Source organism: Blautia sp. MSJ-36, from assembly GCF_018917985.1.
Lineage (GTDB): Bacteria > Bacillota > Clostridia > Lachnospirales > Lachnospiraceae > Blautia_A.
Window position 1 is genome coordinate 25143 of the sequence record NZ_JAHLPQ010000024.1, and the last position, 22371, is coordinate 47513.

Consider the following 22371-nt stretch of genomic DNA (forward strand, 5'->3'; position numbering starts at 1 on the left):
ATTTGAGGAATGTGCTACTCTGAAAGAGTCTAATTTCCGCGCTCTGCGGAATGTATTCACGCATCAGTTCGATGCAGAAATCCATTTTTTACTGATAAATATTGTTTTTCTGACGGTTATGCACCGTTTTGCCGGGGAGGGATGCCTTTGTCTGTGGAAAAGTAAGCCTCTGTTAAAAGTGAATGTGTAAAAGATAATGCCATAGCAGGCAGAAATGGAGAATTGCGATGAAAAACAGAATATGGAAACAGATAAGGAGAACTTCAATTGCAGCTGCAGCTGCGGGAACTGTACTGGTGGGAAATATTCAGCCGGGAACCGTTTTGGCATCTGCATTTCAGTCAGGGCCGAACCCGAAAGTGGAGCAGAGCTGTTTCTGGACAGACAGAGAGAAGGGAATGGCAGAGCTGGATATCCGGATTACAGGATTAAAGGACTGGATAATGGAGAGAAGGATTTCGGACGGCAATGAGAACCTGCCGGAAATAACAGAATCGGAAAATAAGCAGGAAATGGAGGAAGAAGATGAGTACATGGAGGAGCTGGCATCCGGGAAAACAGTATACGAAGAGAATGAAACGCAGGAGGAAGAGAGTGAGGGCTCACAGGAGGGAACGACGTCCGGAGGAGAAGATGTAGAGAATGAAAGCTCTGCCGTGATACTGGAAAACGAAGAAGTCACGGAAGAGGATCAAAATCCGGAAGAAACGGAGGAAATGCCAGAAGAAGAATCGGAAGAGGAATCCGGGGAAAACAAAAATCCTGACGTGGAACCGGAACCAGTGACCTGCGTGGTGTATGTCTCGGAATATTTTTCCACGGAAACAACATCACTTCCGGAAAATGTACAGACACAGCAGATACCGGTGAAAAATCAGAAAGGCGAAGATACGGAAATCACAAAACTGGTATATAAGATAGAAACGGAAAATTTCCATGAGGAATCCATTTTGCTGCAGATTCCGCTGTCTCTGCGGGATGAATACAGATATCCGGTGGAAGAAACCAGTTATCTGCTGGTGCAGGACGAACCGCTGAAGAAAGACTGTGGTGGTGCAGGAACGGTTCTTCTGGTGAAAGAAAACGGAAGTACTCAGATTCTTGCGGAAGGAATTTCTCCAATTCTTACTGTGGAAGCTGCAAAAGCAGATATGATACTTTCTGTAACTTCCGAGACAGAAGAAATGAAAGCCGGAAAAACCATCCGTTATCGGGTAGATCTTGCGAATACAGGGGCTCTGGATCTTGAGAATATCCGGATGACCAGCAGTTTTTCCTGCCCGAAGATTACGCAGCAGTGGGAAGAAGCACAGGGACTTACCGGAAAAGGCTCCAGGGCGGAAGTGACAGAGCTGAAAGCCGGGGAACAGAGGAGTTTTTATATTCTGGCACCGCTTTTAAATGAACAGGAGAAGGATCTGGAGCATAAAGTGGAAGCAGGGGCAAAAGTGAAAGGCCGTCCGGAGGAAACTATCTTTCGGAAGGCGGAGGTGGTCAGTCCGCTGCAGTCTTTGAAGGCGGATTTTTCCGTAAAGAAAACAGCAGACCGGGAAAGCGCAGCTCCAGGAGAAACCGTGACGTATCAGATCTGTATCATAAATACAGGGGAAAAAACACTGCATTCGGTTGTTGGAACAGAACGTTTTCAGGCAGAGGGAATTGAAGCACAGTTTGTGGAAAAGGAAGGCATTAGGTTAAACAGCACCAGAACCAAGGCACTGATCCCACAGATAGCGCCAGGAGAAGCCGTGTCACTTCAGGCAACGGTAAAGATTCCGGAAAAAACCGTAAACCAGAAACTTTTTAACCAGATCTCTGTGACAAGTAAGGAAACCGGTGAAAAACAGGTAACGGCATCCGCAGAGATTACTGTGGAAGGAAAAGCCACCCAAGCGCTGGAAACAGAGATGATCTCAGAAAATGGAGAGCAGGATTCCACATCTGTACAGGAAGGAATGGCAAGAGAGGCATCCACACATCCGAAAACAGGAGATGATACAGATACAGAACTGTTTGTTCTGATTGCGCTGACGGCTGCAATCACGGCTCTGGGGGCTTTCTGGCTGCACCGAAAATATGCCGGAATGCGAGAGAAAAAGTGATGTTTCAGGCGTTGGGCGCACCGTAAAGAAACGTTGAAAACAGGGGGCAGGTGTGCTATTCTATATGGTATGTACATAAAACAAGAATAGTATGCCTTCCCGTATTCTGGCCGCGAAGCGACAGCAGGGATACGGGGAAATGGAGGAGAAAAAATGAAACTTTTATCCTTATTGGAACATCTTGAATACAAATGTCTTCAGGGAAGTACAGACCAGGAAGTTTCTTCTGTTGTTTATGATTCCCGTAAAGTGGAAGAGGGAAGCCTTTTTATCTGCATCCGGGGCGCTGTAGTAGACGGACATAAATTTGTGCCGGATGTTGTGGCAAAGGGAGCCAGAACTCTTATTGTGGAGGAACCTGTAGAAGCTCCTTCTGATGTAACGGTAATCCAGGTGAAGGATACCCGCTATGCCATGGCGTTTATTTCCGCTGCATGGTTCGGACATCCGGCAGAGAAACTGAAAACCATCGGAATCACAGGAACAAAAGGAAAAACCACAACCACCTATATGGTAAAATCCATCCTTGAGAATGCTGGATACAAGGTAGGTCTTATCGGAACTATCGAGGCGATTATCGGAGAAAAACATATCCCGGCTGCCAATACCACACCGGAGTCCTACATGGTACAGAAATATTTCCATGATATGGTAGAAGCAGGCTGTGACGCGGTAGTTATGGAGGTTTCCTCACAGGGACTGATGCTTCACAGAACCCAGGGCTTCATCTTTGATTTTGGTATCTTTACCAATATTGAACCGGATCATATCGGACCGAACGAGCATAAGGATTTTGACGATTATCTTCACTGCAAATCCATGCTTCTCAAACAGTGTAAAGTCGGTATCGTAAACCGTGACGATGAGCATTTTGACCGGATTGTGGAGGGACACACCTGTGCTCTTGAAACTTACGGATTTTCTGAAAAAGCGGATCTTCGTGCAGAAGATGCAAAACTTGTGGGAAGAAAAGGATATCTTGGAATTTCCTACCATGTGAAGGGACTTCTGGACTTCCCGGTTGAGATTGATATTCCGGGTAAATTCAGCATCTACAATTCCCTGACAGCCATTGCCATCTGCCGTCATTTCAAAGTATCAGAAGAGAACATCATCAAGGCTCTGAAAGTAGCCAAAGTCAAAGGACGTATTGAGATGATCAAGGTATCCGATGAATTTACACTGATGATCGATTACGCACACAATGCCATGGCACTGGAGAGTCTTCTTGGAACACTGAAGGAATACAACCCACACAGACTGGTATGCCTGTTTGGGTGTGGTGGAAACCGTTCTAAACTCCGCCGTTACGAGATGGGTGAGGTTTCCGGAAAAATGGCAGATCTGACCATTATTACATCCGATAACCCAAGAGATGAAGATCCGCAGGCTATTATTGACGATATTAAAATCGGAATGGCAAAAACAGATGGAAAATATGTGGAGATTCCGGATCGTAAGGAAGCGATCGCCTATGCGATTCATCATGGCGAACCAGGAGATATTATTGTTCTTGCGGGAAAAGGCCATGAGGATTACCAGGAAATCAAGGGCAAAAAATACCCAATGGATGAGCGTGTGCTGATTCAGGAAATCCTGGAAGAAGACCAGAAAGCGTAAGCGAATGATTTATGCAGATGTGATCATTGATATTTCACATGAGAAGCTGGACCGGGATTTTCAGTACCGTGTTCCGGAAGAAATGGAACAGTCCATAAAACCGGGCGTTGTAGTTACAGTACCCTTCGGAAAGGGAAATACAGTCCGGAAAGGTTATGTAATCGAGATTTCTACAGAAGCCAAATACGATGCTTCCAGAACCAAGGAAATCCAGGGAGTATCCACAGATGGTGAGACAACGGAATCCAGGCTGATTGCACTTGCGGCTTGGATGAAAGAAACGTATGGCTCTACCATGATTCAGGCACTGAAGACGGTTCTGCCTGTAAAAGATAAAGTCCGGGCCAAAGAAAAAAAACTGATTTTTTTTACCGGGGAGAAAGCGGCTGCCGAAGAATTGCTGAAAGAACTGGAGGGCAGCCGCTTTAAGGCACGTGAAAGATTTCTGCGGACAATTCTGGAGTCAAAAAGTCTGGATTACACCTACGCATCCAAAGAACTTGGGGCCAGCAGTTCTGTTCTTGATTTCTTCGAAAAAAAAGGTTTTATAAAAATCGAAAGTCAGGAAATGTACCGGATTCCGGAAAGTGAGGGGCTTGTAAAAGACGACAGAGAGCTGTGCCTGAATCAGGAACAGCAGGAAGCGGCAGAGCAGATTTTCCGGGAATGGCAGAATCCACATCCGAGACCAACACTCCTGTTCGGAGTAACCGGAAGTGGAAAAACCCAGGTCTATATGCGGCTGATCCAGAAAGTTCTGGAGGAAGGAAAACAGGCCATTGTCCTGATTCCGGAGATTGCCCTTACGTACCAGACTGTCCGCCGTTTTTATGCCATGTTTGGGGATAAGGTTTCGGTTCTGAATTCCAGACTTTCTTTAGGAGAGCGTTATGATCAGTTTAAACGGGCAAAACGTGGAGAGGTGCAGGTGATGGTAGGACCCAGATCCGCACTGTTTACACCGTTTTCCAATCTGGGACTGATTGTGATTGATGAAGAACATGAACCCACATACAAGAGCGAAAATACGCCCAGGTATCATGCGAGGGAAACTGCGATCCAACGTGCACAGATGGAACATGCACAGGTTGTAATGGGGTCCGCAACTCCGTCACTGGAAGCATACAGTCATGGATGCAGCGGAGAATATCTGCTGGTGAGACTGCGTGCACGTTATGAGGAAAGACCTCTTCCACAGGTATCGATTGTGGATTTGAGGGAAGAATTAAAAAAAGGAAACCGTTCTGTGCTGAGCAGGGAACTTAAAACTCAGTTGGAACAGGTTCTTGAAAAACGGGAACAGGCCATGCTGTTTCTGAACCGGAGAGGTTATGCTGGGTTTGTCTCCTGCCGGGCCTGCGGTCATGTGATGAAATGTCCACACTGTGATGTATCCTTAAGTGAGCATAACGGAAATCGGCTGATCTGCCATTACTGTGGTTATGAAACAGCGAAGCCGGAAGTCTGTCCGTCCTGTGGTTCGCCTCATATTGGAGGATTTAAGGCAGGAACTCAGCAGATTGAGAGAGTTCTGGAAAAAGAATTTCCGGAAGCCAGGGTACTTCGGATGGATTTTGATACCACAAGGACCAAGGACAGCTATGAAAAAATTCTGGCATCTTTTGCAGGGCATGAGGCAGATATTCTGGTGGGAACCCAGATGATTGTCAAGGGACATGATTTTCCGGATGTAACTCTGGTCGGCGTGATTGCGGCAGATCTTTCCCTGAATATGGATGATTATCACTGTGGAGAGAGAACCTTTCAGCTTCTGACCCAGGCAGTGGGACGTTCCGGCAGAGGTGACCGGCCGGGACATGCGGTGATCCAGACGTATCAGCCGGAACATTACAGCATTCAGGCGGCAGCTATCCAGGATTATGAAAAATTTTATAAAGAAGAAATGGGTTACCGGATGCTTCTGGATTATCCACCGGCAGCCCATATGATGACCGTTTTTGGCGCCTGCCAGGATGAAGAACTTCTCAAAAAAGCCATGTATTATATAGAAGTTTTTATCCGCAGGGTAAGTCCGAAAGAGGAGCTTCACATGATCGGCCCTGCGTCTGCATCGGTAGGAAAAGTAAAAGATGTTTACCGCCAGGTGCTCCATCTGAAGCACACAGATATACGTTTTCTCACGGCAGTCAGAGAAAAGCTGGAGAAATATATAGAGATAAATTCCGGATTCCGGAAGATATACATTCAATTTGATATGAATTAAAGGAGAAGAAAAATGGCACTTAGAACAATTCGTGTACAGGGCGATTCTGTACTGACAAAAAAATCCCGCACAGTGGACAAAATGACACCAAGGATCGGAGAACTGATTACAGATATGCTGGATACCATGTATGATGCAATGGGCGTAGGCCTTGCGGCACCACAGGTGGGAATCCTGAAACGTATTGTTGTAATTGATGTAGGGGAAGGCCCGATTGTCCTGATCAATCCGGAGATCCTTGAGACCAGCGGTGAGCAGACCGGTGATGAGGGATGCTTAAGTGTTCCTGGAATGGCAGGACAGGTTACACGTCCGAACTACGTGAAAGTAAAAGCACTTGACGTCAACATGGAAGAGCAGATCCTTGAGGGTGAGGGACTTCTTGCGAGAGCGTTCTGCCATGAGATCGACCATCTTGACGGAAAAATGTATACAGAACTTGTGGAGGGAGAACTTCACAAGGTAACTTATGATGAGGAAGACTAAAGGCGGGATAATATGAAAATTGTTTATATGGGAACTCCGGACTTTGCGGTAGCACCTCTTGCGGCGCTGGTAGAGAACGGATATGAGGTGGAGGCTGTAATTACACAGCCGGATAAACCTAAGGGCAGAGGCAAGACCATGATGCCTACCCCTGTGAAAGAAGAAGCACTGAAACATGAAATTCCGGTTCTGCAGCCGGTGAAGGTAAGGGATCCGGAGTTTGTGGAGAAACTTAAATGTCTTGCACCGGATATTATTGTTGTAGCGGCATTTGGACAGATTATTCCGAAGAGTATTCTGGATATGCCGAAGTTCGGATGCATCAACATCCATGCATCTCTGCTTCCGAAGTACCGTGGAGCAGCGCCGATCCAGCAGGCGGTAATCGACGGGGAAAAGGAATCCGGCGTTACCATCATGCAGATGGGAACCGGACTGGATACCGGTGACATGATTTCAAGAATTGTGGTGCCACTTGCGAAGGATGAGACAGGAGGAAGCCTGTTTGCCAAACTTGCCCAGGCGGGCGCGGAACTTCTGATTCAGACATTGCCGTCCATTTTTGACGGAACTGCCACCCGCGAAAAACAGCCGGAAGAAAGTCCGACTCCATATGCGGCCATGATCTCCAAGAAAATGGGACTTCTGGATTTCAGCAAAAATGCAGAGGAACTGGAGCGACTGATAAGAGGCTTGAATCCATGGCCAAGCGCATTTACCTTTATCAATGGAAAAACAATGAAGGTATGGAAGAGTTCTGTACAGGAAAAACAGGCAGAAGAAGCGCCGGGAACTGTGATTTCCGCAGACAAAGAGGGAATCCGTGTAGCATGTGGAAAGAATGTGCTGGTGCTTCAGGAAGTACAGCTGGAAGGCAAAAAACGTATGGAAGCAGATGCTTTCCTTCGGGGATATCAGCTGAAACCAGGAGACATGTTTAAAGATTCCAGGGAGTGATGAGTTATGTACGGATATGGTTATTACGGATGGGGAATGGACCCTACCGTTCTTTTACTTGTAATCGGAATGCTTCTTTCTCTTGCGGCCTCCGCAAAGCTCCACAGTACCTTTGCGGTTTACAGAAAAGTCCGGAATCATTCCGGGATTACCGGTGCAGAAGCTGCACAGAGAATCTTAAGAGCTGCCGGAATTACGGATGTACAGGTGGTTCCGATCAGAGGAAGCCTTACGGATCACTATGACCCAAGAACAAAAACCGTGTCTCTTTCTGAAGATATTTATGGAAGAAATTCACTGGCAGCAGTAGGTGTGGCTGCACATGAATGTGGACATGCCATTCAGGACGCCATCAATTATGCGCCTCTGAATATCCGGTCTGCCATTGTGCCGGCTGCAAATATCGGGTCACAGTTATCATGGCCACTGTTTATTGCAGGACTGATTTTTTCAATCCGCCCCTTGGTAACTCTGGGAATTGTTCTGTTTTCACTGGCAGTTCTGTTTCAGCTGGTAACATTGCCGGTTGAGATCAATGCATCTTCCAGAGCACTGAAGATGCTGGAGAGCACCGGTATTTTAGGCACAGATGAAAAAAAAGGAGCAAGAAAAGTACTGACAGCGGCAGCACTTACCTATGTGGCAGCGCTGGCAGCATCTATCTTACAGCTTCTGAGACTGATTATCCTTGCAGGAGGTAGAAATCGTGATTAACAGCGGAGTAAATGCAAGAGAACTGATCCTTGAGATCCTGCTGCAGATTGAGGAAGAAGGCGAGCACAGCCACATTGCCATCCGCAATGCTCTTTCCAAATATCAGTTCCTTCCAAAACAGGAACGCAGTTTTATAACGAGAGTATGCGAGGGAACCCTGGAATACAGGATTTATATTGACTATGTGATTGATTCTTTTTCCAAAATATCCGTAAATAAGATGAAACCGCAGATTCGTGAGATTTTAAGAAGTGCGGTATATCAGCTGAAATTTATGGACAGTGTGCCGGACAGTGCTGTATGTAATGAGGCGGTGAAGCTGGCACAGAAAAAAGGCTTCTATAATCTGAAACCTTTTGTCAACGGAGTGCTCCGTACCATTGCAAGGGAAATTGGAAATCTGGAACTTCCGTTAAGAGAAGAGAACGAAGTACGTTATCTTTCTGTGAAGTATTCCATGCCGGAATATCTTGTGGAAAAATGGAATGCTGCCTATGGTGTGAAGACAACCGAGAAAATTCTTGAAGATTTTCTCACAGAAAGACCGATTACAGTGCGGTGCCGGACACATAAAGCGTCTCGGAAGGAAATCGTTACCAGCCTGAAAGCACAGGGAGTAACGGTGGAACAGGCACCGTATCTTTCCTATGCACTGAAAATTTCTGATTACAACCATATCCTGACACTGGATGCATTCCTTCAGGGAAAAATCCTGGTGCAGGATATCAGCTCCATGCTGGTGGCAGAGGCGGCCAGCCCCAAAAAAGGGGATTACATCATTGATATGTGTGCGGCGCCAGGTGGCAAGAGTATTCACGTCGCAGATAAGATGGGCGATTACGGAAATGTGGATGCAAGGGATGTAAGCCAGTACAAAGCCGATCTGATTAAGGAAAACATTCAGAGAACCGGTGTGATCAATGTTGATGCAAAAGTTCAGGATGCAACCATTTATGATCCGGAGTCTGAACAGGCTGCAGATATTGTGATTGCAGATGTACCGTGTTCTGGGTATGGAGTTATCGGCAAGAAACCGGAGATTAAATACAGGGCAACGCCACAGAAACAGGAAGAAATCGTAATGCTTCAGAGGATGATCCTTGACAAGGCGGCGAAATACGTGAAACCGGATGGAACACTGATTTTCAGTACCTGTACCATTGCCCGTGAAGAAAACGAAGAAAATGTATTATGGTTTTTAAAGAACTATCCGTTCCGACTGGAAAGCCTTGACCCGTATATTCCGGAAGAACTTCACTGTAAATCCACCAAGCTTGGATATCTGCAGCTTCTGCCTGGAATACATAAGACAGACGGATTCTTTATTGCCAGATTCAGAAGGAAATAACAGAAAATGACAGATATAAAATCCATGACAATGGAGGAACTGAAAAATCTGATGACAGAGATCGGCGAGAAGCCCTTCCGTGCAAAACAGATCTATGCATGGCTTCATCAGCAACTGGTTACCTCCTGGGATGAAATGACAAATCTTTCCAAAAGCCTCCGTGAAAAGCTTTCGGTTTATCCGATTACAGCGCTCAGCCAGGCGGATGTGAGGATTTCAAAAATTGACGGAACCAGAAAATATCTTTTTCAGCTGGAAGACGGAAATGTAATTGAGAGTGTTCTTATGAGATATCATCACGGAAACTCCGTATGTATCTCCTCGCAGGTTGGCTGCCGTATGGGCTGCCGGTTCTGTGCCTCCACCATTGGAGGACTGACCAGATGCCTGAAACCTTCCGAGATGCTGGATCAGATTTACCGGATTCAGGCAGATACCGGAGAGCGTGTGGCCAATGTGGTTGTAATGGGAACCGGAGAGCCGATGGATAATTATGATAATCTTGTCCGCTTTATCCGGATTCTTACCGACGAGAACGGCCTTGGAATCAGCCAGAGAAATGTGACGGTTTCCACCTGTGGAATTGTGCCGAAGATGTATGATCTGGCGGAAGAAAAACTTCAGATTACCCTGGCGCTTTCCCTTCATGCTCCAAATGATGAAAAGCGTCAGGAACTGATGCCTATTGCAAATAAGTATTCCATGGATGAGGTTCTGGATGCCTGCAGAAATTACTTTGACAAAACAGGCCGGAGGATTACGTTTGAATACAGTCTTGTGGCCGGGGTCAATGACAGCGAGGAAGATGCAAAGCAGCTGGCAGGCCGTATCAGAGGAATTAACTGCCATGTAAATCTGATTCCGGTTAATCCGATTAAGGAACGTTCCTATGTGAGGTCTACTCGACAGGCTGTGGAGAATTTCAAAATAAAACTTGAAAAATACGGAATTAATGTTACTATTAGAAGGGAAATGGGCAGTGATATTGACGGTGCCTGTGGACAGCTAAGAAAAAGTTACATGGAAAAAACAGAAAGCGAGAAGTGACATGAGGATATACTCAGCTACTGATGTAGGGCAGAAGCGGAAGATGAATCAGGATTACGTGTTTGCGTCTGAAGGTCCGGTGGGAAATCTGCCTAATCTTTTCACAGTCGCGGACGGGATGGGTGGCCATAACGCCGGTGACTATGCATCCTCACATGCAGTACGGATCCTTGTGGATGAAATCCGTGAAGATGCGGATTACAATCCGGTGAAGGTCATTCGTCATGCCATTGAAACTGCAAACACGGAGATCAGAAACCGTGCACAGGAAGACGAAAACCTCCGGGGCATGGGAACCACTATGGTAGTGGCGACTATTGTAGATCAGTATGCCTATGTAGCCAATGTAGGTGACAGCCGTTTGTACGTGATTCAGGACGGGATCCACCAGATCACCAGAGACCATTCACTGGTCCAGGAAATGGTGAGAATGGGCGAGATCAGCCAGGAGGAAGCACGGAATCATCCGGACAAGAACATTATTACAAGGGCGCTTGGCGCGGAGAAAACGGTGGATGTGGATTTCTTTGATCTGAAACTTGAGGAAGGCTGTACCATTCTTATGTGTTCAGACGGCCTCAGCAATATGGTTGCAGATGAAAAGATTGCAGAAATCATATCCGATCCGGAAGCAGATATTGATCAGAAGGGCAGCGCGCTCCTTCGGGAAGCAAATCAGAATGGTGGTAAGGATAATATTGCAATCGTACTGGTAGAACCATTCACGAATGAGGTGGAAACATGTTGAAGACGGGAATGATCATAGCCGAGCGCTATGAGATCGTAGGAAAAATCGGAACTGGCGGAATGGCAGATGTCTATAAGGCTATGGACCACAAGCTGAACCGCTTTGTAGCAGTGAAAGTCCTGAAACCGGAATTTCGGGAGGATACCACATTTATCAAAAAGTTCAGAAGTGAGGCTCAGGCAGCAGCCGGTCTTACTCATCCGAACATTGTCAATGTATTTGACGTGGGAGATGACGGTGGTGTTTATTACATTGTTATGGAGCTGATTGAGGGAATTACCCTTAAGGAATATATTTCCAAAAAAGGCAAACTCTCCATCAAGGAAGCAACAAGCATTGCGATTCAGGTTTCCATGGGTCTGGAAGCAGCACACAGCCATGGAATTGTTCACAGAGATGTAAAACCGCAGAATATTATCATCTCCACAGATGGTAAAGTGAAGGTAACAGACTTTGGAATTGCCAGAGCTGCGTCATCCAATACCATCAGCTCCAATGTGATGGGATCGGTACATTACAGTTCTCCGGAACAGGTAAGAGGTGGATACAGCGATGAGAAGAGCGATATCTATTCTCTTGGTATCACGCTGTATGAAATGGTAACAGGAAGAGTTCCTTTTGACGGAGATACAACCGTTGCCATTGCTATCAAGCATCTGCAGGAAGAGATGGTTCCGCCAAGTGTGTATACACCGGATCTTCCGTACAGCCTGGAGCAGATCATCCTGAAATGTACCCAGAAGAGTGTGGATCGCCGCTATGGACGTATGGAGGATGTGATTGCAGATCTGAAGCATTCACTGATTGATCCTCAGGGAGATTTTGTGAAGCTTGCCACGGTAGATACAGACGCCAAGACTGTTGTGATCTCCGAGGAAGAACTGGGAGAAATCAAACATACACCGAAGCAGATTACCAAGCCGGAACCCACTGCTCTTGAGGAAGAAGAGTATGATGATAACGACTACGATGATGCTGAGGACGACTACGATGCAGGCGCCAGAAAGAAATCCGGAAAGAAAAAGAAAAAAGGTTCCGGCATGGGCCTGACAATTGCTGCATTAATCGGAGGGGCGGCCCTTCTGATTATCCTGGTGGTTGTTTTTGGACGTGCGGCAGGCCTTTTTGGAAACAGCAGTACAAACAGCGGAAAAACAGAGACCGAGCAGAAGACAGAAGAGTCAGCATCCAATATGGCAACTGTGCCAGATCTTGTAGGTAAGACAGAAGATGAGGCAAAGACACTTGCAAATGATGCACACCTTGGTGTACAGATGGCAGGTGAGGAATCTTCCAACCAGGAAAAAGGCAAGATTTCCCGTCAGGAAACCGCAGCGGGAACTCAGGTGGAAGAATATACAACTGTGAAGTACTGGGTAAGTACCGGAACCGCACAGGTTACCATTCCGGATCTGGATGGACGTACCGGAATTGACGCACAGCAGACTCTGGAGGATCTGGGACTTGAGGTAACTGTTCAGAAGGAGTACAGTGAGACTGATGATAACGGTTACGCACTGGTAGATCCAGGATATGTTTACAGCGTTGAGCCGGCAGCAGGCACATCTGTGCAGGCTGGATCTTCGGTAACACTGACAGTCAGCCGTGGTGTTGATTATGGCGATAACGCAGAGGTTCCAAGTGTTGTTGGAATGAGCAAGGATGATGCGCTTACTACTTTGGGCAAGTTTATTGATATCCAGATTACAGAGCAGCAGAGTACAGAGGCTGCCGGAACTGTTATCGCACAGGAACCGGAAGCTTATGCGGCAGCGGATCCGGATCAGCCAATCTATCTGACGATCAGCTCTGGTGACCAGGCTCCGTCTACGGACAGCAGTGCATCCACAGACAGTACCGCGTCTACAGACAGCAGCGTGTCCACAGACAGCACAGCCGCCACAGACAGTACTGCATCTACAGACAGCACAGTGGCATCCGCAGGAAGTACAACAAGTGGTTCCGGCTGGAAATGTACACAGACACTGGATACTCCGTCCGGATATAACGGAGGAGCAATCCGTCTGGAACTGATTCAGGAAGTAAATGGTGAGCCGAAGGCTTCCACCATCCTTGACGGACAGAATGTAAACTTCCCGTATCAGCTTGATGTGACAGGTGCAGACGGTGTTACAACTGGAACCATTTACCTTTACGAGCAGGTAAATGGAGATTATCAGCAGCTTGGTACTTATACCGTTACCTTTAAGGAAGCCAACTGATTATGCAGGGAAAAATAATCAAAGGTATTGCCGGATTCTACTATGTATATGCAGAAGACGGCAATACATACGAATGCAGAGCAAAAGGCATTTTCCGAAAAGATAAATTCAAGCCCCTGGTAGGGGATAATGTAGACATTGCAGTTCTGGACGAAAAAGAGCTGGAAGGCAGTGTGACAGAGATTCATAAGCGGAAGAATTCCCTGATCCGCCCGGCAGTAGCCAATGTAGATCAGGCGCTTGTAATCTTTGCCATGGATAACCCCAAACCTAATTTCATGCTTCTGGACCGTTTCCTCATTATGATGGAACGGGAGGATGTTCCGGCGGTTATTTGTTTCAACAAAAAAGACCTGGCAACGGAAGAAGAGCTGGAGTTTCTCTGTGAAACTTACCAGAGCTGTGGTTATCAGGTAATTCTGTCAAGTGCCCTGAAAGGGGAAGGCCTTGGCGAGATTGAGGAAGTGCTTCAGGGCAAAACAACGGTTGTTGCAGGTCCTTCCGGTGTTGGGAAATCTTCCCTTACCAATTCCCTTCAGGAAGAGGTAGAGATGGAGACCGGTGAGATCAGCCGTAAGCTGAAGCGTGGAAAACATACTACCCGCCATGCACAGATTATACCGGTAGCGCAGGATACGTTTCTTGTGGATACGCCAGGATTTTCCTCCTTATATATTGAAAATATGGAGGAACAGGAACTGAAGGATTATTTTCCGGAGTTCCGGAAATATGAAGGACAGTGCCGTTTCCAGGGCTGCCGTCATATACATGAACCGGGCTGCGCCGTTAAGGAAGCCCTTGAGAACAATGAGATCAGCAGACTCCGTTATGAAGACTATCTGGAGCTGCATCAGGAATTAAAAGAGAAAAGGAGATACTGAGTCATGGAATACCGATTGTGCCCGTCGATTTTATCAGCAGATTTTAACCGACTGGGAGAACAGATTAAAATTCTCGAAAGAGAAGGTGTTGAATATCTGCATATTGATGTTATGGATGGAGATTTTGTTCCGAGCATTTCGTTTGGAATGCCGGTGATCAAATCAATCCGGAAAGAATCCAACATGTTTTTCGACGTACATTTGATGGTAACAGAACCGGAAAGATATATTCGCGATTTTGTAGAGTGTGGAGCAGATTCCATTACCGTACATGCGGAGGCATGTGAGGATCTGGAGCGTACGCTGGAGCAGATTAAAGCTTCCGGTGTAAAAGCGGCAGTTTCCATTAAACCATCCACACCGGTAAATGACATCAGCCATCTTCTCGAAGATGTGGATATGGTGCTCGTGATGACCGTTCAGCCGGGATTTGGCGGACAGAAATATATGGATGAGTGTACAGAGAAGATTCAGGAGCTCCGTGAACTGATCGATGAGGAAGATCTGGATGTTGACATTCAGGTAGACGGCGGCATCAATGATGATACCCTGGAAACCGTTATGCGTGCAGGAGCCAATTTTATGGTAGCCGGTTCCTGGGTATTTAAGGGAGATGTGGCAGCCAATGTAAGACATATCACAGAGCGGATTCACGATATCAAAGAAAAGCTGGACTGAAAATGATTGATACAGTAATAATTAGCGGGGGCAATATCCAGGATGGTTTTGCCCTCGGTTTTTTGAAAAAAAGAATAGAAGAAGGCCAAAGAGAAAGCCTTGCCCTTGTTGCCGCAGATAAAGGCATGGAATGGTTCATGAGAAACCGGGAATTTACTCCGGATCTTGCAGTGGGAGATTTTGACAGTCTTTCTGAAGAAGGGGAAGCCTACATGGAAAGCCTGAAGGATCTTGAGATTGTCAGGCTGAAGCCGGAAAAAGATGATTCCGATACACAGTCTGCCGTGAATCATATGATCCGTGAAGGGGCAAAAGAAATCCTGATTTTTGGTGCCACCGGAACAAGGCTAGATCATGTACTGGCCAATCTTGGACTACTTTCCATGGGAAAAGAACAGGGAGTACAGATTGTTCTTGCAGATCAGTGGAATTATATTACTCTGGTTGAAAGTGGAACCGTGCTGAAAAAAGAGGAGCAGTTTGGAAAATATGTTTCTTTTTTCTCTGTAGGAGGAGATGTAGCCGGATTGTCCCTGAAAGGATTTAAGTATCCGTTGAACCGGTATCATCTCACCGTTGCGGACAGTGGACTGACTGTCAGCAATGAGATTACAGAGGAAACGGCTGAAATTACCTATGACAGTGGTCAGCTTCTGATGATTATGTCCAGGGATTAAAGCATTGGCTGTTACGGCACAGAGAATCCGGTGGGCGGCAGTCCCGGGTTGCGGATTCCGGTTGTGTGTGGTAAGATGGGAACAGCAAAATGGCTGAAAATGCTGTGAAATCAATACATTTAAAGGAGAAATATAGAGAAATGAAACTTGGAATTGTAGGTCTTCCTAATGTGGGAAAAAGTACATTATTTAATTCACTGACAAAGGCCGGCGCAGAGTCAGCAAACTATCCGTTCTGTACCATTGATCCGAACGTAGGCGTTGTAACCGTACCGGACGAGAGACTGAATCTTCTCGGTGATTTTTACAAATCAAAAAAAGTAACACCTGCAGTGATTGAATTTGTGGATATTGCAGGTCTTGTAAAGGGTGCATCCAAAGGTGAGGGACTTGGAAACCAGTTTCTCGCAAATATCCGTGAGGTAGATGCCATTGTTCATGTAGTACGTTGTTTTGAGGATTCCAATGTTGTCCATGTAGATGGAAACATTGATCCGCTTCGTGATATTGAGACCATTAACCTGGAGCTTGTTTTCTCAGATCTTGAGATCCTTGAGAGAAGAATTGCAAAGGTTACCAAGACTGCACGTATGGATAAGGAAGCAGCCAAAGAGCTTACATTCCTCGAAAAAGTAAAGGCACATCTGGAAGACGGCCAGCTTGCAATTACTCTTGAGACAGAGAATGAGGATGAGGATGCATGGCTTGCAACTTACAATCTTCTTACTGCTAAGCCGGTTATTTATGCTGCCAATGTTGCGGAAGACGATATTGCAGATGACGGTGCAAATAATGCACATGTACAGGCTGTACGTGAGTATGCGTCCAAACAGAACAGTGAGGTATTTGTAATCTGTGCACAGATCGAGGAAGAGATTTCCGAGCTGGACGAGGATGAGAGAAAGATGTTCCTGGAAGACCTGGGACTGACAGAATCCGGTCTTGAGAAGCTGGTACGTGCAAGTTATCATCTTCTTGGCCTTATGAGTTTCCTGACAGCAGGAGAGGACGAGACAAGAGCATGGACGATCAAGATCGGAACCAAGGCACCTCAGGCAGCCGGTAAGATCCACACAGACTTTGAACGTGGCTTTATCAAGGCAGAGGTTGTAAACTATCAGGATCTTCTGGACTGCGGTTCCTATGCAGGCGCCAGAGAGAAAGGTCTTGTAAGAATGGAAGGAAAAGATTACGTTGTACAGGATGGAGATGTGATCTTATTCCGCTTTAATGTATAACAGGTGATTTTATGGATATGTCAATTCGCTTTCCCGGATTGAAACTGATATTGGATTATGTTCCGAAATCCTTTGAAATCTTTGGATTCGAGATCACGATTTATGGTGTTCTGATTGCGGTCGGAATGCTTCTTGGAATCTTTTTTGTGGTACTGGAAGCAAGGAGAAATCATGAAGAGCCGGATGCTTATCTGGATCTGGCTATCATAACACTGATTACAGGGGTGATCGGAGCAAGGCTTCTGTATGCTGCTTTTTCGTGGAGCCTTTATAAGAATGATCCCGGACAGATTCTGAATGTGCGCTCAGGAGGCATGCTTTTTTATGGCGGTCTTCTCGGCGGAGTGCTGGGTGGTATCGTCTATTGCAGGATACGTAAAAAATCATTCTGGAAAATGGCAGATCTTGCCTGTATGGGAATTCTGATCGGGCAGATCATAGGAAAGTGGGGAAGCTTTTTTAACAGAGAGTCCTTTGGGGAATATGTGGATAATATTCTTTCCATGCAGCTTCCACTGACTGCGGTAAGGGCCGGAGAAGTGACGACCACAATGCGTGAGAATCTCCAGATGGTAGATGGAATATCCTGCATTCTGGTGCAGCCGCTGTTTCTTTATGAAAGTCTCTGGTGTCTTCTGGTGCTTATGCTGCTTATGATGCACCTTCGCAGGAGAGTATTTCAGGGAGAAATTTTTCTGAGATATCTTGCTGGTTACGGACTTGGAAGATTTGTGATCCAGTGGATGCGTACAGATAAAGTATTTTTTCCGGGAACGGAGATTGATGTTTCATTAGTGATTTCAGGTGTGCTTTTTGTCCTGTGTACAGTGATTGTTACTGTAAAGATTGTGATGGCGAAGAAGCGTGCCCGGGTACGAAAGAGAAGAATCGAAAAAGATTACCAGGCAGAGCAACAGGCCGCAGAACAAAGAAAAAATGCAACAGAGAATCTGGAAACAGAAACTGTACAGGGAGAAAAATATGAGTCAGAACAAAATACAAATACAGCAGAACCAGGAGACTCTCCGGAAAGCATCCCTTCTGCAGCAATTGCAGGAGGAACGGAAGAATCTGGACAGCCAGATCAGAAGCAGGAGCGATCTTCTGAAGAATCTGGAAGCCAGTCAGAGAGTTGACCGCATTCTGGAGTTATATTATCAGTGCTGAGGATATAGCTGAAAAAATAAACACGGATCTGTGTGAAAACCTGAAGGTTCAGGGGCATACAGATCCGTGTTTTTTTAGTACATTTTCCGGAAGTCCAGAGGTGTTGTGCCGGTAATTTTTCGGAACATGGCAATAAAATGGCTGGAATCGGAAAAGCCGGAGGCGCAGGCAACATCCTGAATTTTCATATCCGGTTTGGAAAGAAGCAACTCCCTGGCACGGCTGATGCGGTACATGGTAACGTATTCATAGACAGAACAGCCAAGAAAACGCTGGAACAGACGGGAAAGATACTGCGTGGATACAAAGACACTCTGACTGAGTTCGGCAGCGGTGATGTCCTGCTGATAACGGGTTTCAATTTCTTTTATTACGGGAACAACATATCTCTGGTAAAGAGGGTTATCCTGAATTTTCGGAGAAGCGGCGCAGTCCATAAAATTCATGAGAAGATTATAGCAGTCCGAGGAGAGCGATTTCATATTCGGGGTTGGTTCGTGGTATTTTCGAAGGGAATAAGAAATCAGTTTCCGGATATTTAAGCCCTGCTCTTTCGGGATGAGGATGACGTCCTGATTATCGGTCATGGATGGGATGCTGCCGGCGAGAGTTCCGGTAAATGTGGCAAACATGGTAATCCATGAAGTAGATTCCCGGTGATAGGAGTGGGGAACGGAAGGTGCAATGAGGATGCCTTCGTTGGCACCCAGAGTGTAGTGCTTTCCATTTACTTCGATGCGGCCGGTTCCTTTTTCTGTCTGAAGATAATGATAGTATGGGTATCCGTCCGGCCGGTTTATGGTATCCTGGTTCCAGTGATTTCCGAGAGATTCGAACATAAACGGAGCACTGACAGGAGTATTTCTGAAATAAATTGACATATGCTTCACCTGTTTCTAAATGTTATATATTTTGGCGAAACATATTATACCATAATCTGTAAGTTTATACTATAATAATGTACAGACAGAAACGAAGTAACGAAAATACAACTGTAAAACACAGTATTTCAGGAAATTCAGTCAATATTTACCGGAATACAAAAGCCGGACAGGAGGAAAACATGAAAAAATTTGATTATTCTCTGGTGAAAGATCCACAGTATTTCTGTGACGGAAGAATGGAAGCGCATTCGGACCACATGTATTATCGCAGTGAGGAAGAACGGGAAGATGAGGAAACTTCCTATCGCCACAGCCTCAACGGACTCTGGAAATTCCACTATGCAAGAAATTATGCAAGTACAGTTGCAGGATTTGAGGAGGACGCATATTCCTGCAAGGACTGGGAAGATATTTATGTACCGGCGCATATCCAGATGGAAGGATATGATGTACCACAGTATGCCAATGTCCAGTATCCATGGGAAGGTCACGAGGAACTTCACCCGGGACAGATCCCGGAGCGTTTTAACCCGGTGGGAAGCTATGTGAAATATTTCCATGTGCCGGAAAACATGAAAGGAAAAAGAGTATTTATTTCTTTCCAGGGAGCAGAAAGCGGACTGGCTTTGTGGCTCAACGGAACTTTTGTGGGATACAGTGAAGATTCTTTTACCCCTTCAGAATTTGAGCTTACAGAGTATCTGAAAGAGGGCGAGAACAAACTGGCAGCCCAGGTATTCAAATGGACAGCCAGCAGCTGGTGCGAAGACCAGGACTTTTTCCGCTTTTCCGGAATTTACAGGGATGTTTATCTTTATACCGTGCCGGAGGTTCATGTCTATGATCTTAAGATCCGTGCGATCCCGGATGAGACCCTTAAAAAAGCAAGTCTTGAGATCGTGACAAAAACCTGGGGAAAAGGAAAACTGAAACTTATACTTTCCAGAAAAGGCGAGATCCTTTTGCAGGATGAAAAAGCTCTGGACGGTGAAGATACCTGTACATGGGAAATTTTGAATCCTCTGCTCTGGAGTGCGGAAGAACCGAATCTTTATGACCTTGACATGGAAGTGTATGATGAGAACGGAATGCTCCAGGAGATTATTCCGGAAAAAGTTGGTTTCCGCCGCTTTGAAATGAAAGACGGCATTATGACCCTCAACGGAAAACGTATTGTGTTCAAAGGTGTGAACCGTCACGAGTTCAGTTCCGTCACAGGAAGACACGTATCCCGTGAGGAACTGATCCAGGATATTGTGACTATGAAGCAGAACAACATCAATGCCATCCGTACCTGCCATTATCCGGATGCCTCTCCGATCTACCGCCTCTGTGATGAGTACGGCCTTTATATGATCGCGGAAAACAATCTGGAATCCCATGGTTCCTGGGATGTGGCCGAACTTACCGGAGATTACACAGATATTGTTCCTCACAATAAACCGGAATGGCTTGGTATGATGCTGGATCGTGTAAATTCCATGTACCAGCGTGACAAAAACCACCCGGCAATCCTGATCTGGTCCTGTGGAAATGAGTCCTTTGGTGGAAAAGATATCTTTGAGATGTCCGAATTTTACCGCAAGAATGATCCTACAAGACTTGTGCATTATGAGGGACTTTTCCATGACAGAAGCTACAATGCCACCAGCGACATGGAAAGTCAGATGTATCCGTCTGTAGAAGCAATTAAGGATTTCCTTGCAAAAGATGACAGTAAGCCGTTTATCTGCTGCGAGTACACCCATGCAATGGGAAATTCCTGTGGCGCAATGCATAAATATACAGATCTTACTGACACAGAACCGAAATATCAGGGTGGTTTCATCTGGGATTACATTGACCAGTCCATTTACAAAAAAGACCGCTACGGAAAAGAATTCCAGGCATACGGCGGTGATTTCGGTGAGCGTCCGACGGACTATAATTTCAGTGGAAACGGTATTGCATACGGCGGCGACAGAACTCCGTCCCCGAAGATGCAGGAGGTCAAATTCAATTACCAGAATATCACTGCAGAAGTAACAGAAGATGCTGTAAAAGTTATCAACAAAAATCTGTTTGTAAATACCGATACGCTCCGATGCGAAGTGACTCTTGCAAAGAATGGACATGTCCTCCGTACAGAGACACTGGAGACATCCGTAGAACCGTTAAGCGAAAAAACATACCCACTTCCTTTTGGAAAACAGCAGCGTCCAGGCGAATATACAGTGACCGTATCCTTCCTTCTCAGAGAAAAAACACTCTGGGCAGAGGCTGGACATGAGGTTGCGTTTGGACAGTATGTTTACAGTGTAGAAGGAGCGGAAAAAGCTCCGGTTTCCGGTGTGGAGATTGTGAGAAGCCTTCATAACATCGGCGTTCGCGGAGAGAATTTTGAGGTGATGTTCTCTGTTCTCAATGGTGGCCTGGTTTCGTATAAATATGCAGGAAGAGAAATGCTCGAGGCAATTCCGAAGCCGAATTTCTGGAGAGCACCTACAGATAATGACTGTGGAAATCAGATGCCAATGCGTTATGCACAGTGGAAAATTGCCAGCATGTACGCAAGCCACAAAGAGTTCCGCAAGGGAATGTATGGTCCGTCCAACGCTCCGGAGACAACTGTTCATGACAACAGCGTGGAGGTCGCTTTTACCTACATCATGCCGACTACGCCGGTCAGTGAGTGCCGTCTTGCCTACGAAGTATTCGGAGACGGAAGAGTAAAAACTACCCTGACCTATGATCCGGTAAAAGAACTGGGGGATATGCCGGAGTTTGGTGTACTCTTTAAATTCAACGCAGATTATGACCATGTGAAGTGGTATGGACTTGGACCTGTGGAAACTTATGCTGACCGCAAACATGGTGCAAAACTTGGCATCTATGAGAATCTGGTAACAGACAATCTGGCACGTTACCTGGTACCGCAGGAATGTGGCAGCAAAGAAGGCGTACGCTGGGCAAAAATCACAGACAGAAAGGGCAGGGGAATGCTCTTTGAGATGGACGAGAAAAACGGCCCGATGATGTTCTCAGCACTTCCATATACCCCTCATGAAATGGAAAATGCCATGCATCCGTATGAACTTCCGGAAATTCATTATACCGTTGTCCGTGCTGCAAAAGCACAGATGGGTGTGGGAGGAGATGACAGCTGGGGCTCCTATACTCACCCGGAATATCTTCTTGACACCAATGAAAAAATGGAATTTTCCTTTGTATTCAAAGGTCTTTAAAATGTCATAAAAAGACACTGCAGAAACCAGAAAAAAGGGGCTGTTGCAAAATAGATGAGTAATCATCTATGGAGCAATGGCTCCTTTTTTGTGTTCAAATGAAAAAGCAGGCTCCGAAGAACCTGCCATTCATGGTATAATAAATTATGACTAG

General features: G+C 46.0%; 17 protein-coding genes. 16 read left to right on the top strand and 1 reads right to left on the bottom strand.

The annotated features are described in order from the left end of the window. Positions 1-227 precede the first annotated feature (227 nt). The 15 genes from KQI39_RS13635 (at position 228) to lgt (ending at position 18078) form a co-directional block, all read left to right on the top strand. Positions 228-2102: a COG1470 family protein gene (locus tag KQI39_RS13635; protein ID WP_216419008.1), complete on the top strand. Its 1875-nt coding sequence runs from the start codon at positions 228-230 to the stop codon at positions 2100-2102. A gap of 153 nt (positions 2103-2255) precedes the next feature. Further along, positions 2256-3722, top strand: coding sequence for a UDP-N-acetylmuramoyl-L-alanyl-D-glutamate--2,6-diaminopimelate ligase (locus KQI39_RS13640; RefSeq protein WP_148448514.1), 1467 nt, complete (start codon positions 2256-2258; stop codon positions 3720-3722). 4 nt (positions 3723-3726) lie between these two features. Further along, a complete protein-coding gene (priA, locus tag KQI39_RS13645) occupies positions 3727-5946 on the top strand; it encodes a replication restart helicase PriA (RefSeq protein WP_216419010.1) in 2220 nt (739 codons plus the stop codon). A 12-nt stretch (positions 5947-5958) separates the two neighbouring features. Further along, positions 5959-6432: a peptide deformylase gene (def, locus tag KQI39_RS13650; protein WP_118070605.1), complete on the top strand. Its 474-nt coding sequence runs from the start codon at positions 5959-5961 to the stop codon at positions 6430-6432. 12 nt (positions 6433-6444) lie between these two features. Continuing rightward, positions 6445-7389: a methionyl-tRNA formyltransferase gene (fmt, locus tag KQI39_RS13655; protein WP_173762427.1), complete on the top strand. Its 945-nt coding sequence runs from the start codon at positions 6445-6447 to the stop codon at positions 7387-7389. Positions 7390-7395: 6 nt separating this feature from the next. Beyond that, on the top strand, positions 7396-8103 hold the full coding sequence (locus KQI39_RS13660; protein WP_216419012.1) for a zinc metallopeptidase: 708 nt from the start codon (positions 7396-7398) through the stop codon (positions 8101-8103). Next, on the top strand, positions 8099-9451 hold the full coding sequence (gene rsmB, locus KQI39_RS13665; protein WP_148448577.1) for a 16S rRNA (cytosine(967)-C(5))-methyltransferase RsmB: 1353 nt from the start codon (positions 8099-8101) through the stop codon (positions 9449-9451). Before KQI39_RS13660 ends, rsmB begins: the two co-directional genes overlap by 5 nt. 6 nt (positions 9452-9457) lie before the next feature. Further along, a complete protein-coding gene (gene rlmN, locus KQI39_RS13670; RefSeq protein ID WP_148448521.1) occupies positions 9458-10498 on the top strand; it encodes a 23S rRNA (adenine(2503)-C(2))-methyltransferase RlmN in 1041 nt (346 codons plus the stop codon). A 1-nt stretch (position 10499) separates the two neighbouring features. Further along, entirely contained in the window at positions 10500-11246 is a 747-nt protein-coding gene (locus KQI39_RS13675) for a Stp1/IreP family PP2C-type Ser/Thr phosphatase (protein WP_148448523.1), read from the top strand. Continuing rightward, positions 11240-13468, top strand: a complete 2229-nt coding sequence (gene pknB, locus KQI39_RS13680) for a Stk1 family PASTA domain-containing Ser/Thr kinase (protein ID WP_148448525.1) — start codon at positions 11240-11242, stop codon at positions 13466-13468. The genes KQI39_RS13675 and pknB overlap by 7 nt, the downstream gene beginning before the upstream one ends. A gap of 2 nt (positions 13469-13470) precedes the next feature. After that, positions 13471-14349, top strand: coding sequence for a ribosome small subunit-dependent GTPase A (gene rsgA, locus KQI39_RS13685; protein ID WP_148448527.1), 879 nt, complete (start codon positions 13471-13473; stop codon positions 14347-14349). A 3-nt stretch (positions 14350-14352) separates the two neighbouring features. Then, positions 14353-15027, top strand: coding sequence for a ribulose-phosphate 3-epimerase (rpe, locus tag KQI39_RS13690; RefSeq protein WP_173762429.1), 675 nt, complete (start codon positions 14353-14355; stop codon positions 15025-15027). A gap of 2 nt (positions 15028-15029) precedes the next feature. Beyond that, positions 15030-15704, top strand: coding sequence for a thiamine diphosphokinase (locus KQI39_RS13695; RefSeq protein WP_173762430.1), 675 nt, complete (start codon positions 15030-15032; stop codon positions 15702-15704). Positions 15705-15844: 140 nt separating this feature from the next. Next, a complete protein-coding gene (gene ychF, locus KQI39_RS13700; RefSeq protein ID WP_021977889.1) occupies positions 15845-16942 on the top strand; it encodes a redox-regulated ATPase YchF in 1098 nt (365 codons plus the stop codon). Positions 16943-16953: 11 nt separating this feature from the next. Then, positions 16954-18078, top strand: a complete 1125-nt coding sequence (gene lgt / locus KQI39_RS13705) for a prolipoprotein diacylglyceryl transferase (RefSeq protein ID WP_216419014.1) — start codon at positions 16954-16956, stop codon at positions 18076-18078. Between the two features lie 105 nt (positions 18079-18183). On the opposite strand, the gene KQI39_RS13710 is transcribed toward lgt, so the two are convergent. Beyond that, complete coding sequence (locus KQI39_RS13710) at positions 18184-18990, bottom strand: helix-turn-helix domain-containing protein (protein WP_148448534.1); 807 nt, start codon at positions 18988-18990, stop codon at positions 18184-18186. Positions 18991-19172: 182 nt separating this feature from the next. Between KQI39_RS13710 and KQI39_RS13715 the strand changes: the two genes are divergently transcribed. Beyond that, the gene (locus KQI39_RS13715) at positions 19173-22217 is read left to right on the top strand and encodes a glycoside hydrolase family 2 TIM barrel-domain containing protein (RefSeq protein ID WP_216419017.1); all 3045 of its coding nucleotides are present in this window, start codon (positions 19173-19175) and stop codon (positions 22215-22217) included. Positions 22218-22371: the final 154 nt, after the last annotated feature.

Bases quoted from the DNA above. Each gene is read 5' to 3' on its own strand.
- lgt (WP_216419014.1), top strand. From the start codon at position 16,954: ATGGATATGTCAATTCGCTTTCCCGGATTGAAACTGATATTGGATTAT.
- fmt (WP_173762427.1), top strand. From the start codon at position 6,445: ATGAAAATTGTTTATATGGGAACTCCGGACTTTGCGGTAGCACCTCTT.
- ychF (WP_021977889.1), top strand. From the start codon at position 15,845: ATGAAACTTGGAATTGTAGGTCTTCCTAATGTGGGAAAAAGTACATTA.
- priA (WP_216419010.1), top strand. From the start codon at position 3,727: ATGATTTATGCAGATGTGATCATTGATATTTCACATGAGAAGCTGGAC.
- KQI39_RS13675 (WP_148448523.1), top strand. From the start codon at position 10,500: ATGAGGATATACTCAGCTACTGATGTAGGGCAGAAGCGGAAGATGAAT.
- def (WP_118070605.1), top strand. From the start codon at position 5,959: ATGGCACTTAGAACAATTCGTGTACAGGGCGATTCTGTACTGACAAAA.
- rlmN (WP_148448521.1), top strand. From the start codon at position 9,458: ATGACAGATATAAAATCCATGACAATGGAGGAACTGAAAAATCTGATG.
- KQI39_RS13635 (WP_216419008.1), top strand. From the start codon at position 228: ATGAAAAACAGAATATGGAAACAGATAAGGAGAACTTCAATTGCAGCT.
- rpe (WP_173762429.1), top strand. From the start codon at position 14,353: ATGGAATACCGATTGTGCCCGTCGATTTTATCAGCAGATTTTAACCGA.
- KQI39_RS13715 (WP_216419017.1), top strand. From the start codon at position 19,173: ATGAAAAAATTTGATTATTCTCTGGTGAAAGATCCACAGTATTTCTGT.
- KQI39_RS13695 (WP_173762430.1), top strand. From the start codon at position 15,030: ATGATTGATACAGTAATAATTAGCGGGGGCAATATCCAGGATGGTTTT.
- rsgA (WP_148448527.1), top strand. From the start codon at position 13,471: ATGCAGGGAAAAATAATCAAAGGTATTGCCGGATTCTACTATGTATAT.
- pknB (WP_148448525.1), top strand. From the start codon at position 11,240: ATGTTGAAGACGGGAATGATCATAGCCGAGCGCTATGAGATCGTAGGA.
- KQI39_RS13640 (WP_148448514.1), top strand. From the start codon at position 2,256: ATGAAACTTTTATCCTTATTGGAACATCTTGAATACAAATGTCTTCAG.
- KQI39_RS13660 (WP_216419012.1), top strand. From the start codon at position 7,396: ATGTACGGATATGGTTATTACGGATGGGGAATGGACCCTACCGTTCTT.
- KQI39_RS13710 (WP_148448534.1), bottom strand. From the start codon at position 18,990: ATGTCAATTTATTTCAGAAATACTCCTGTCAGTGCTCCGTTTATGTTC.